Genomic DNA, 13,169 nt, shown 5'->3' with positions numbered 1-13,169 from the left:
CTCACGCACGATTAAAATAAGCGGTTAATTTTTCTTCAAATTCATTCACGCTAATAATATTTTTAACGACAATAATTTTGTCTTCTTCAATATTACTGCTGCCGGCTATGTCTTTTGCCATCACAAATACATCCGCATCAGCCGGCGTAACAGAGGCTAAATCGGTATGCCCGACTTCTGCTTCAACCCCAATTTTGGCTAAGGCTTTTTTGATGTTCATTTCCATCATAAAACTACTGCCGATACCATGACCACAAACTGCCATAATTTTCATGTTTGCCTCCATTTAAGAAAATTTTGTTGATAACTTCGGCGAATTCGAAGTGGGATTGACTATAAAATAGAAAGATTACCCGCTGCAATGAGCAAAAATGAAAAATGTGAACTGGCTAACATTTATTCTGATAAGAAAGTGAAAGTCATTTTGTTGTTTTATTTAAATGAATCCTTTGCAAAATATTTCGAAATAAAAATTTTGGATAAATTTGCATAAAAGATCGTGGCAAGTAAGGCTAAAAATGTTAGAATCTAATGCTTTTCAAAATAATTGTTCTCTTTTTCACAACATTTAGGTTTTATATGGCTACTGAGATTAAAAAGAAAACCCCTGAACAGATCGAAGAAAAGGGCGTTAAAAGTAAGGGTGTAAATGGTGCACTATGGGTTGTTGCTATTGCATTACTTGCTGTAGCTGCGATTGGTAATGCGTATTTCGCATCGCATTTTTCATTAGTTGTACGCGTATTATTACTTGTCGTATTAGTGGTAGGCGCTATTGTACTTGCAGCAATGACTAACCAAGGTCAAAAAGCGATTGGCTTTATTAAAGAATCTCGTACAGAGCTTAGAAAAATTATTTGGCCAACTCGCCCGGAAGCGACTCAAACTACATTAATTGTGCTCGCAATGTGTGTAGTGGTGTCATTAGTATTATGGGGTATCGACTCTATTATCGTTACATTGATTACGTTTTTAACAAATTTAAGGTTCTAAGATGAGCGAAGTAGAAAATACAGAAGTAACAAAAATGCGTTGGTATGTATTACAAGCATTTTCAGGTTTTGAAAACCGTGTTGCAGTAACATTACGCGAATATATCAAATTACATCAAATGGAAGATCAGTTTGGCGAAGTATTGGTACCGACTGAAGAAGTAGTTGAAAACGTAGGTGGTAAACGTCGCCGTACCGAACGTAAATTCTTCCCGGGTTACGTGTTAGTGCAAATGGAAATGAATGACGACACATGGCATTTAGTAAAAAGCGTGCCGCGTGTAATGGGCTTTATCGGCGGTACAGCGGATAAACCAGCACCGATTTCTAAACGTGAAGCGGATCGTATTTTAAACCGTGTTCAAGAAACAGCTGAAAAACCACGTCATCGTAACGAATATCAACCGGGCGAAAATGTTCGTGTAACGGAAGGCCCATTCGCAGACTTTACCGGTACGGTTGAAGAAGTGGATTACGAAAAAGGCCGCTTAAAAGTGTCTGTATCTATCTTCGGACGTGCAACTCCGGTTGAACTTGAGTTCGGCCAGGTAGAAAAACAATCGTAATTGTTTTTTATACAGAATCTAGCTGAAAGTAAGCGGTTTATTTTTACCTAATTTTTGCAAAAAATTTTAAAAAATGACCGCTTGTTTCATTTTGTAATGTATCTTTTATAGTACATATGAATTTTTCAGCAATAAAATTTTATTATTCCAAATAGTTTTGCTTGAAAAATGATCGCAATTTATTTAGAATAATCAGTCTATACGAGTTGGCTTGCTAACTCGTTTTTTGTGTAACAGGGGAGCCGATTTTCGGCGTTATTACCCACTTAGAGGAAACTTAAAAATGGCAAAAAAAGTCCAAGCATACGTTAAGTTGCAAGTTGCAGCTGGTATGGCTAACCCTTCACCACCAGTTGGTCCTGCATTAGGTCAACAAGGTGTTAACATCATGGAATTCTGTAAAGCATTCAACGCTCGTACTGAGAGCTTAGAAAAAGGTTTACCAATCCCTGTTGTTATCACAGTTTACGCAGACCGTTCATTCACTTTCGTAACTAAAACTCCACCGGCAGCAGTATTACTTAAAAAAGCTGTAGGTATCAAATCTGGTTCAGGTAAACCGAACAAAGATAAAGTGGGTACAGTAACTCAAGAGCAATTACGTCAAATCGCTGAAACTAAAGCGGCAGATATGACTGGTGCTACTATCGAAACTAAAATGAAATCAATCGCTGGTACAGCTCGCTCAATGGGCTTAATCGTAGAGGAATAATACAATGGCTAAATTGACTAAAAAAATGAAAGCAATTAAAGCTGGCGTAGATTCTACTAAAGCTTACGAAATCAACGAAGCGATCGCAGTTTTAAAACAATTCGCAACAGCTAAATTCGTTGAAAGCGTAGACGTAGCGGTGAACTTAGGTATCGACCCTCGTAAATCAGACCAAAACGTACGTGGTGCAACAGTATTACCACACGGTACAGGTCGTACAGCTCGCGTAGCAGTATTCACACAAGGCGCTAACGCAGAAGCAGCTAAAGCAGCAGGTGCTGATTTAGTAGGTATGGAAGATTTAGCAGAGCAAATCAAGAAAGGCGAAATGAACTTTGACGTTGTTATCGCTTCTCCGGATGCAATGCGTGTTGTAGGTCAATTAGGTCAAGTATTAGGTCCACGCGGCTTAATGCCAAACCCGAAAGTTGGTACTGTAACACCAAACGTTGCTGAAGCAGTTAAAAATGCTAAATCAGGTCAGATCCGTTACCGTAACGACAAAAATGGTATTATCCATACAACGATCGGTAAAGCAGACTTCGCACCTGAACAATTAAAAGATAACTTAGTTGCGTTATTAGCAGCGTTAAACAAAGCTAAACCAACAACAGCTAAAGGTATCTTCATCAAGAAAGTAAGCATCTCTACAACTATGGGTGCTGGTGTTGCTGTTGATCAAGCATCACTTTAATTTCTAACAGAAGTTAAAACTTTACAAGGTCGTAGATTATTGTATAATTTGCGACCTTAACTTGCGAGAGCAAGCTGATGGTGCTTAGCCTATCTAAGCCCCGTCCAAGACCGTAGGTGAATAAGTTTTCTTATTCTTAATCAAAACCTACGTAGATGGTGAACAGACAGAATTTTCTGCTTCTGGACACCTTAGGCTCAGAAGATTGCTACTTGCGATGCAAGCGGTGAGTTTTTTGAGGTTTTTTGTAAATTCCACTTTGGTGGAGTGTATCAGGAGCTAAAACCAATGGCATTAAATCTTCAAGACAAACAAGCGATTGTTGCTGAAGTAAACGAAGCTGCCAAAGGTGCCCTTTCAGCTGTTGTTGCGGATTCTCGCGGCGTAACAGTTGAGAAAATGACTGAGTTACGTAAATCTGCTCGTGAAGCTGGTGTAACAATGCGTGTTGTACGTAATACTTTATTACGTCGTGCGGTTGAAGGCACAGAATTCGAGTGCTTAAAAGATACGTTTACTGGTCCGACTCTTATCGCATTCTCTCACGAACACCCGGGCGCAGCAGCTCGTTTATTCACTGAATTTGCGAAAACAAATAAAGAGTTTGAACTTAAAGGTGCAGCCTTTGAAGGTAAAGTACAAGATGTAGAATTCTTAGCTACATTACCAACTTACGAAGAAGCAATTGCACGTTTAATGGGCACAATGAAAGAAGCTGCGGCAGGCAAACTTGTTCGCACTCTTGCGGCATTACGCGACAAATTACAAGAAGCTGCATAATTTTTAGCAGAAAACTTCTTAACTCGTTTAACAACTTATTTACTTTAGGAATTGATTGTCATGTCATTAACTAACGAACAATTAATCGAAGCGATCGCTTCAAAATCAGTATCAGAAATCGTTGAATTAATCGCAGCGATGGAAGAAAAATTCGGTGTTTCAGCAGCGGCAGCAGTAGCAGCAGCTCCAGCAGCAGGCGCAGCGGCAGCAGAAGAGAAAACTGAATTCGACGTAATCCTTGCTAACGCAGGTGCAAACAAAGTTGCTGTAATCAAAGCAGTACGTGGTGCAACTGGTTTAGGCTTAAAAGAAGCTAAAGACTTAGTTGAATCTGCACCAGCAGCATTAAAAGAAGGCATCTCTAAAGCTGAAGCTGATGCACTTAAGAAAGAATTAGAAGAAGCTGGCGCACAAGTAGAAATCAAATAATTTTTGATTTAACTTTTCCAGAACTTCAAGTTCAGAAAAAGCCAACGAGAAATCGTTGGCTTTTTCATTTTTGTTAGGCGGCGAAGTACAAGTACAGATTTATTTTTTAGCAAGAGAGTGTTCTTTAGACGAGAAAAATGCTTTTAGGCGTTATCATTGCAAGCGGTCAAAATTTTCCCATTTTTTGCAACGGGATTGACCAAAATTGCGAATCTCTGCTATAATTGCCAACCATTTTTGCATTCCGGCTGACGGCTATAACTCCGTCAGCCTTTTGTGCTTGAACGCAATTGCTGATTTTGTCATTTTAATCAACAAATTTTGCAAATTTCCTGCCCATTTTGACCGCTTATAGTAGTGATTTTTGACTGTAAGTTAGGCAAATGGAAAATGACACCTCGTAAATTAATGCCACTTCCAACTCGTCCTGTGACAGTCGGATTGTGTAATCTTAACCAAAAAAATCAGAAGGCTATCTAACAATGGCATACTCATATTCCGAGAAAAAGCGTATTCGTAAGAGCTTTGGTAAGCGTCCACAGGTTCTTAACGTACCTTATCTATTAACAATTCAGCTTGATTCTTTTGAAAAATTTATTGAAAGAGATCCAGATGGACAACAAGGTTTAGAAGCGGCATTCCGTTCAGTATTCCCAATTGTGAGTAACAATGGTGCGACTGAATTACAATACGTTTCTTACGAATTAGGTGAGCCGGTATTTGACGTTCGTGAATGTCAAATTCGTGGTACAACCTATGCAGCGCCATTACGCGTAAAATTACGTTTAGTGACTTTTGATCGTGAAGCGGCAGCAGGCACGGTAAAAGACATTAAAGAACAAAACGTGTATATGGGCGAAATCCCATTAATGACCGACAACGGTACTTTCGTTATCAACGGTACTGAGCGTGTAATCGTATCTCAGTTACACCGTAGTCCGGGCGTATTCTTCGATTCTGACAAAGGTAAAACCCACTCATCAGGTAAAGTGCTTTATAACGCACGTATTATTCCTTACCGTGGTTCTTGGTTAGACTTTGAATTCGATCCGAAAGACAACCTTTACGCGCGTATCGACCGTCGTCGTAAATTACCTGCAACAATCATTCTACGTGCATTAGGTTACACTACCGAAGAAATCTTAACGATGTTCTTCGATAAAATTACGTTCGAGATCCAAGATAATAAACTTTTAATGACATTGGTACCTGAGCGTTTACGTGGTGAAACAGCACAATTTGATATTGAAGCAAACGGCAAAGTTTATATTGAAAAAGGTCGCCGTATTACCGCACGTCATATCCGTACTTTAGAAAAAGACGACATTAAACAAATTGAAGTGCCGGTAGAGTACATTGTAGGCAAAGTAGCAGCGAAAGATTATGTTGATCTTTCAACAGGCGAATTGGTTTGCCCAGCAAATATGGAAATCTCAATGGAGATGTTAGCGAAATTATCGCAAGCAGGCTACAAAGAGATCGAAGTGCTCTTCACAAACGATTTAGACCATGGTCCGTATATTTCAGAAACATTACGTGTAGATCCAACTTATGACCGCTTAAGTGCATTAGTTGAAATTTATCGTATGATGCGTCCGGGCGAGCCGCCAACAAAAGAAGCAGCGGAAGCGTTATTCGATAATATGTTCTTCTCGGCAGACCGTTATGATTTATCTGCGGTAGGTCGTATGAAATTCAACCGTTCACTTGATATTCCGGAAGGTGTCGGTTCAGGTATTTTAAGCAACGATGACATCATCGGTGTGATGAAGAAACTGATCGAAATCCGTAACGGGCGTGGTGAAGTGGATGATATCGACCACTTAGGTAACCGTCGTATTCGTTCTGTAGGTGAAATGGCAGAAAACCAATTCCGTATTGGTTTAGTGCGTGTGGAACGTGCAGTACGTGAACGTTTATCATTAGGCGATTTAGACGGTATTACTCCGCAAGATTTAATCAATGCGAAACCAATTTCTGCGGCAGTGAAAGAGTTCTTTGGTTCTTCACAACTTTCGCAATTTATGGACCAAAATAACCCGCTTTCAGAGGTTACACACAAACGTCGTATTTCGGCATTAGGTCCGGGCGGTTTAACCCGTGAACGTGCAGGCTTCGAGGTTCGAGACGTACACCCGACTCACTATGGTCGTTTATGTCCAATCGAAACCCCAGAGGGTCCAAACATCGGTTTGATCAACTCACTTTCGGTATATGCACGTACCAATAACTACGGTTTCTTAGAAACACCATTCCGTAAAGTAGTAAACGGTCAAGTAACGGAAGATATCGAGTATTTATCAGCGATCGAAGAAGGTAACTACGTTATCGCTCAGGCGAACTCTAACTTAGATGAAGAGTTCCGTTTCACTGATACATACGTAACTTGTCGTGGTGAACACGGTGAGTCAGGTTTATACAAACCGGAAGATATTCACTATATGGATATCTCAACACAACAAGTTGTTTCTGTTGCGGCAGCGTTAATTCCGTTCCTTGAGCACGACGATGCGAACCGTGCGTTAATGGGTGCGAACATGCAACGTCAGGCAGTTCCTACATTACGTGCGGATAAACCACTTGTTGGTACCGGTATGGAAAAACCAATCGCACTTGACTCAGGTGTGGCGATTGTGGCGAAACGTGGTGGTACTATCCAATACGTTGACGCATCTCGTATCGTGGTGAAAGTAAACGAAGATGAAACGATTCCGGGCGAAGCAGGTATCGACATCTATAACTTAATTAAATATACCCGTTCAAACCAAAATACCTGTATCAACCAAATTCCTTGTGTGAATTTAGGTGAGCCGGTAGCACGTGGTGAGATCTTAGCAGACGGTCCTTCAACAGACTTAGGTGAATTAGCATTAGGTCAAAACATTCGTGTGGCATTCATGCCATGGAATGGTTATAACTTCGAAGACTCAATGTTAGTTTCTGAGCGTGTGGTACAAGAAGATCGTTTCACGACAATCCACATCCAAGAATTATCTTGTGTGGCGCGTGATACTAAACTTGGTGCGGAAGAAATCACTGCAGATATTCCAAACGTAGGTGAATCAGCATTAAGCAAACTTGATGAATCAGGTATCGTGTACGTTGGTGCAGAAGTTAAAGGCGGCGACATCTTAGTAGGTAAAGTAACGCCTAAAGGTGAAACCCAATTAACACCGGAAGAAAAACTTTTACGTGCAATCTTCGGTGAGAAAGCATCTGATGTTAAAGATTCTTCATTACGCGTACCAAACGGTACTTCAGGTACAGTTATTGACGTTCAAGTATTTACTCGTGATGGCGTTGAAAAAGATAAACGTGCATTAGAAATCGAGGAAATGCAGCTTAAAGAAGCGAAGAAAGATTTAACTGAAGAGTTAGAAATTTTAGAAGCTGGCTTATTCACACGTGTTCGTAACTTATTAGTTGAAGGCGGCGTATCTGAAGCTGAATTAGATAAAGTTTCTCGTGAGAAATGGTTAGAACAAACCTTAGATGACGAAGCAAAACAAAATCAATTAGAACAGCTTGCGGAACAACACGAAGAATTACGTAAAGAGTTCGAACGTAAACTTGAAATTAAACGTAACAAGATCATCCAAGGTGACGATTTAGCACCGGGTGTGTTAAAAGTTGTTAAAGTTTACTTAGCGGTTCGTCGTCAAATCCAACCGGGTGATAAAATGGCGGGTCGTCACGGTAACAAAGGTGTTATCTCGAAAATCAACCCAGTTGAAGATATGCCGTACGATGAAAACGGCCAACCGGTTGAGATCGTATTGAACCCGCTGGGCGTACCTTCACGTATGAACATCGGTCAGATCTTAGAAACACACTTAGGTTTAGCGGCGAAAGGTATCGGTGATCAGATTAATAAGATGATCAAACAGCAACAAGAAGTGGCTAAATTACGTGAATATATCCAAAAAGCGTACGATTTAGGTCACGGTTCACAAGTTGTTGATTTAAGTACCTTTACTGATGAAGAAGTAATGCGTTTAGCAGAAAACTTACGTAAAGGTTTACCGCTTGCAACACCAGTATTTGATGGTGCGCACGAAGCTGAAATCAAAGGCTTATTAGAATTAGGTGGCTTACCGACTTCAGGTCAGATTACATTATTTGATGGTCGTACCGGTGAGAAATTCGAGCGTCCTGTAACCGTAGGTTATATGTATATGCTCAAATTGAACCACTTAGTTGACGACAAAATGCATGCTCGTTCAACAGGTTCTTATAGTCTTGTTACTCAACAACCACTTGGTGGTAAAGCGCAATTCGGTGGTCAGCGTTTCGGTGAGATGGAGGTTTGGGCATTAGAAGCATACGGTGCTGCTTACACCTTACAAGAAATGTTAACGGTTAAATCGGATGACGTAAACGGTCGTACGAAGATGTATAAAAACATCGTAGACGGCACACACCAAATGGAACCGGGTATGCCGGAATCATTCAACGTATTGTTGAAAGAGATTCGTGCCTTAGGTATCGATATGGAGTTAGACGAAGACTAGTCGTCAACCGTCAAGCGGTCGAATTTGGTAAAAGTTTTGCAAAATTTGACCGCTTGTAAAACCTGATTTCCTCGTTTAGAGCCCAGCGTTCTAAGCAAAACTTTAATTCCTCACTAGGGGCAAAAAGTGAAAGACTTAGTAAAGTTTTTAAAAGCACAATCAAAATCGAATGATGATTTTGATGTAATTAAAATTGGTTTAGCGTCACCGGATAAAATCCGTTCTTGGTCTTTCGGTGAAGTAAAAAAACCGGAAACAATTAACTATCGTACCTTTAAACCTGAGCGTGATGGTCTTTTCTGTGCACGTATCTTCGGACCGGTAAAAGATTACGAATGTCTTTGTGGTAAATACAAACGCTTAAAACACCGTGGTGTAATTTGTGAAAAATGTGGCGTTGAAGTAACCCAAACTAAAGTACGTCGTGACCGTATGGGTCATATCGAACTTGCTTGTCCGGTTGCGCACATTTGGTTCTTAAAATCACTTCCGTCCCGTATCGGTTTAATCTTAGATATGCCTTTACGTGATATTGAACGCGTACTTTATTTCGAATCTTATGTTGTTACTGAACCGGGTATGACTGATTTAGAAAAAAATCAGTTATTAACCGAAGAACAATATTGGGAAGCGGAAGAGCGTTGGGGCGATGAGTTTGAAGCGAAAATGGGTGCGGAAGGTATTCAAGCACTTTTACGCGATATGGACTTAGAGCACCAATGTGAAATGATGCGTGAAGAGTTACAAGAAACTAACTCTGAAACAAAACGTAAGAAAATCACAAAACGCTTAAAATTATTAGAAGCATTCCAACAATCTGGTAACAAACCGGAGTGGATGGTAATGACTGTGTTACCAGTGCTTCCACCGGATCTTCGTCCATTAGTACCACTTGATGGTGGTCGTTTTGCGACTTCGGATCTGAACGATTTATATCGTCGTGTGATCAACCGTAATAACCGTTTAAAACGCTTATTAGATTTAGTAGCACCGGATATCATCGTACGTAACGAAAAACGTATGTTACAAGAGTCTGTTGATGCGTTATTAGATAACGGTCGTCGTGGTCGTGCGATTACAGGTTCTAACAAACGTCCATTAAAATCTCTTGCAGATATGATCAAGGGTAAACAAGGTCGTTTCCGTCAGAACTTATTAGGTAAACGTGTAGACTATTCAGGTCGTTCGGTAATCACCGTAGGTCCTTACTTACACCTACATCAATGTGGTTTACCGAAAAAAATGGCATTGGAATTATTCCGTCCGTTTATTTACTCTAAATTAGAATCTCGCGGCATTGCTTCAACAATCAAAGCTGCGAAGAAAATGGTTGAACGTGAAGAACCGATCGTATGGGATATCCTTGCGGAAGTTATTCGTGAACACCCAATTTTATTAAACCGTGCGCCAACACTTCACCGTTTGGGTATCCAAGCGTTTGAACCGTTATTAATCGAAGGTAAAGCAATCCAGTTACACCCACTTGTTTGTGCGGCGTTCAACGCGGACTTCGATGGTGACCAAATGGCGGTACACGTACCATTAACACTTGAAGCGCAGTTAGAAGCTCGTGCGTTAATGATGTCAACTAACAACGTACTTTCACCGGCAAGTGGTGACCCGATTATCGTACCTTCTCAGGACGTTGTATTAGGTCTTTACTACATGACGCGTGAGAAAGTAAATGCGAAAGGTGAAGGAATGTATTTCCTTGATCCACGTGAAGCGGAAAAAGCATACCGTACAGGTCAAGCTGAATTACACGCACGTGTAAAAGTTCGTATTACTGAATACGTGAAAAATGAAGCAGGTGAATTAGTTCCAGAAACTAATTTATTAGATACTACAATTGGTCGTGCAATCTTATGGATGATCGCACCAAAAGGTATGCCGTTTAAAGTATTCAACCAAACGTTAGGTAAAAAAGCGATTTCAAAACTAATCAATGAAAGCTACCGTCGTTTAGGTTTAAAAGAATCGGTAATCCTTGCTGACCAAATTATGTACACTGGTTTCGCATACGCTGCGCGTTCAGGTGCATCAGTTGGTATCGATGATATGGTTATTCCTGCGCAAAAACACGAAATCATTCGTGCAGCAGAAGCAGAAGTTGCAGAGATCCAAGAACAATTTAACTCAGGTCTTGTAACTGCAGGTGAACGTTATAACAAAGTAATCGATATTTGGGCGGCTGCAAACGAACGTGTTGCAAAAGCAATGATGGAAAACCTTTCAACGGAAGAAGTGATCAACCGTGAAGGTAACCCGGAAAAACAAGCGTCATTCAACAGTATCTTTATGATGGCTGACTCGGGTGCGCGTGGTTCTGCAGCTCAGATTCGTCAGTTAGCGGGTATGCGTGGTCTTATGGCTCGTCCGGACGGCTCGATCATCGAAACACCGATTACCGCAAACTTCCGTGAAGGTCTGAACGTTCTTCAGTACTTTATTTCAACCCACGGTGCGCGTAAAGGTCTTGCGGATACCGCATTAAAAACAGCTAACTCAGGTTACTTAACACGTCGTTTAGTAGACGTAGCACAAGACTTAGTAATCACTGAAGATGACTGTGGTACACACGAAGGTATCGTGATGACTCCGTTAATCGAAGGTGGTGACGTTAAAGAAGCATTACGTGATCGTGTATTAGGTCGTGTGGTTGCAGAAGACGTATTAAAACCGGGTACGGAAGAAGTATTAATTCCACGTAACACCTTAATCGATGAGAAATGGTGTGATGTGATTGATGCGGAATCTGTGGACGTAATCAAAGTACGTTCGGTGGTAACTTGTAACACAGACTTCGGTGTGTGTGCGAAATGTTACGGCCGTGACCTTGCTCGCGGTCACCTTATCAACCAAGGTGAAGCAGTGGGTGTTATCGCGGCACAATCAATCGGTGAACCGGGTACACAGTTAACCATGCGTACGTTCCATATCGGTGGTGCGGCTTCTGCGGCAGCAAAAGAATCTAGCATCCAAGTGAAAAACGCAGGTACGATTAAGTTAACTAACGCTAAATTTGTAACTAACAAAGAAGGCAAAATCGTATTAACTTCACGTAACACAGAATTAACCGTAATCGACACATTCGGCCGTACCAAAGAAAACTATAAAGTACCTTACGGTGCAGTGCTTTCTAAAAACGACGGTGCAGAAGTTGCAGTAGGTGAAGTAGTTGCGAACTGGGATCCGCATACAATGCCGGTAATCTCAGAGGTAAGCGGTCGCATCCAATTCAGCGACATCGTAGATGGCTTAACCGTTACTCGTCAAACCGACGAATTAACCGGTTTATCATCTATCGTGGTGCAAGATGTGGGTGAACGTGCAACAGCAGGTAAAGATTTACGTCCGGCATTACGTTTAGTTGATGCGCAAGGTAACGACATCTTAATCCCTGGCACAGACGTTGCAGCACAATACTTCTTACCGGGTAAAGCAATCGTAACCTTAGATGACGGTGCAGAAATCGAAGTCGGTGAAGCATTAGCACGTATTCCGCAAGAATCTGTGGGTACGAAAGATATTACCGGTGGTCTTCCACGCGTAGCAGACTTATTCGAAGCACGTAAACCGAAAGAGCCGGCAATCCTTGCTGAAATTTCAGGTATCGTGTCATTCGGTAAAGAAACGAAAGGTAAACGTCGTTTAGTGATCACGCCGGCGGAAGGCGAAGCATTCGAAGAAATGATTCCAAAATGGCGTCAGCTCAACGTATTCGAAGGTGAGATGGTACAACGTGGTGACGTAATCTCTGATGGTGCAGAAACTCCGCACGACATCTTACGTTTACGTGGCGTTCACGCTGTAACAGATTACATCGTAAACGAAGTACAAGAAGTTTACCGCTTACAAGGGGTAAAAATTAACGATAAACACATCGAAGTTATCGTTCGCCAAATGTTACGTAAAGCGGTTATCACCAACGCATACGACAGCGAATTCCTCGAAGGGGAACAAGTTGAAGTGGCTCGCGTGAAAATTGCTAACCGTAAACGTGCAGAAGAAGGCAAACCACTTGTTGAGTTCGAACGTGAATTACTTGGTATTACCAAAGCGTCGCTTGCAACTGAGTCGTTTATCTCAGCAGCGTCGTTCCAAGAAACCACACGTGTTCTTACTGAAGCGGCAGTGGCAGGTAAACGTGACGAATTACGCGGCTTGAAAGAGAACGTAATCGTAGGTCGTTTAATCCCAGCTGGTACAGGTTTCGCATATCACCAAGCGCGTGCGAAAAAACGTAGCCAACAAGAACAAGCGGTCGCTTTTGAAGCACCAGTTGCACCGGCTAACGTATTCGCAACGGATGCTGATATCGAAGCAGAATTCGAATTCGTTGCAGACGATGCAACTCAGAGCCTAGCAGCGTTATTAAACGCAGGTGATGAAGATTAATTCGTAGGGTGGGCATTCTTGCCCACCGATAGATAGAAAAATTAAAATCCCCAGAACGAAAGTTCTGGGGATTTTTGTTGCTAAGAG

The 13,169-nt window shown here is 41.4% G+C and carries 9 protein-coding genes; 8 read left to right on the top strand and 1 reads right to left on the bottom strand.

Features of this window, described 5'->3' with window-relative positions; translation table 11 throughout:
* Window position 1: 1 nt before the first annotated feature.
* Window positions 2–274, bottom strand: coding sequence for a PTS sugar transporter subunit IIB (locus EL121_RS05545; protein ID WP_039198279.1), 273 nt, complete (start codon window positions 272–274; stop codon window positions 2–4).
* 305 nt (window positions 275–579) lie between these two features.
* On the opposite strand from EL121_RS05545, the gene secE reads away from it, so the two are divergent.
* The 8 genes from secE (at window position 580) to rpoC (ending at window position 13,082) form a co-directional block, all read left to right on the top strand.
* The gene (secE, locus tag EL121_RS05540; protein WP_039198278.1) at window positions 580–993 is read left to right on the top strand and encodes a preprotein translocase subunit SecE; all 414 of its coding nucleotides are present in this window, start codon (window positions 580–582) and stop codon (window positions 991–993) included.
* Window position 994: 1 nt separating this feature from the next.
* Entirely contained in the window at window positions 995–1,558 is a 564-nt protein-coding gene (gene nusG / locus EL121_RS05535) for a transcription termination/antitermination protein NusG (protein ID WP_015674218.1), read from the top strand.
* Between the two features lie 283 nt (window positions 1,559–1,841).
* Window positions 1,842–2,270: a 50S ribosomal protein L11 gene (gene rplK, locus EL121_RS05530; RefSeq protein ID WP_005599211.1), complete on the top strand. Its 429-nt coding sequence runs from the start codon at window positions 1,842–1,844 to the stop codon at window positions 2,268–2,270.
* Window positions 2,271–2,274: 4 nt separating this feature from the next.
* Window positions 2,275–2,964, top strand: coding sequence for a 50S ribosomal protein L1 (gene rplA / locus EL121_RS05525; protein WP_005599212.1), 690 nt, complete (start codon window positions 2,275–2,277; stop codon window positions 2,962–2,964).
* Window positions 2,965–3,252: 288 nt separating this feature from the next.
* Window positions 3,253–3,744 carry a 50S ribosomal protein L10 gene (gene rplJ / locus EL121_RS05520; protein ID WP_039198277.1) on the top strand — a complete coding sequence of 164 codons (492 nt, stop codon included), beginning with the start codon at window positions 3,253–3,255 and terminating at the stop codon, window positions 3,742–3,744.
* Between the two features lie 60 nt (window positions 3,745–3,804).
* Window positions 3,805–4,173 (top strand): 50S ribosomal protein L7/L12, encoded by a 369-nt coding sequence (gene rplL, locus EL121_RS05515; RefSeq protein ID WP_015674252.1) that lies wholly within the window; start codon window positions 3,805–3,807, stop codon window positions 4,171–4,173.
* 482 nt (window positions 4,174–4,655) lie between these two features.
* The gene (rpoB, locus tag EL121_RS05510) at window positions 4,656–8,684 is read left to right on the top strand and encodes a DNA-directed RNA polymerase subunit beta (RefSeq protein WP_039198276.1); all 4,029 of its coding nucleotides are present in this window, start codon (window positions 4,656–4,658) and stop codon (window positions 8,682–8,684) included.
* Between the two features lie 126 nt (window positions 8,685–8,810).
* Entirely contained in the window at window positions 8,811–13,082 is a 4,272-nt protein-coding gene (rpoC, locus tag EL121_RS05505) for a DNA-directed RNA polymerase subunit beta' (RefSeq protein ID WP_039198275.1), read from the top strand.
* The last annotated feature ends 87 nt before the right edge of the window (window positions 13,083–13,169 follow it).

The sequence above is a fragment of the Actinobacillus equuli genome, from assembly GCF_900636745.1.
GTDB lineage: Bacteria > Pseudomonadota > Gammaproteobacteria > Enterobacterales > Pasteurellaceae > Actinobacillus > Actinobacillus equuli.
The sequence above is the reverse complement of the archived record's forward strand: the minus strand, read 5'-3'. Positions and strand labels throughout refer to the sequence as shown.

Bases quoted from the DNA above. Each gene is read 5' to 3' on its own strand.
- EL121_RS05545 (WP_039198279.1), bottom strand. From the start codon at position 274: ATGAAAATTATGGCAGTTTGTGGTCATGGTATCGGCAGTAGTTTTATG.
- secE (WP_039198278.1), top strand. From the start codon at position 580: ATGGCTACTGAGATTAAAAAGAAAACCCCTGAACAGATCGAAGAAAAG.
- nusG (WP_015674218.1), top strand. From the start codon at position 995: ATGAGCGAAGTAGAAAATACAGAAGTAACAAAAATGCGTTGGTATGTA.
- rplK (WP_005599211.1), top strand. From the start codon at position 1,842: ATGGCAAAAAAAGTCCAAGCATACGTTAAGTTGCAAGTTGCAGCTGGT.
- rplA (WP_005599212.1), top strand. From the start codon at position 2,275: ATGGCTAAATTGACTAAAAAAATGAAAGCAATTAAAGCTGGCGTAGAT.
- rplJ (WP_039198277.1), top strand. From the start codon at position 3,253: ATGGCATTAAATCTTCAAGACAAACAAGCGATTGTTGCTGAAGTAAAC.
- rplL (WP_015674252.1), top strand. From the start codon at position 3,805: ATGTCATTAACTAACGAACAATTAATCGAAGCGATCGCTTCAAAATCA.
- rpoB (WP_039198276.1), top strand. From the start codon at position 4,656: ATGGCATACTCATATTCCGAGAAAAAGCGTATTCGTAAGAGCTTTGGT.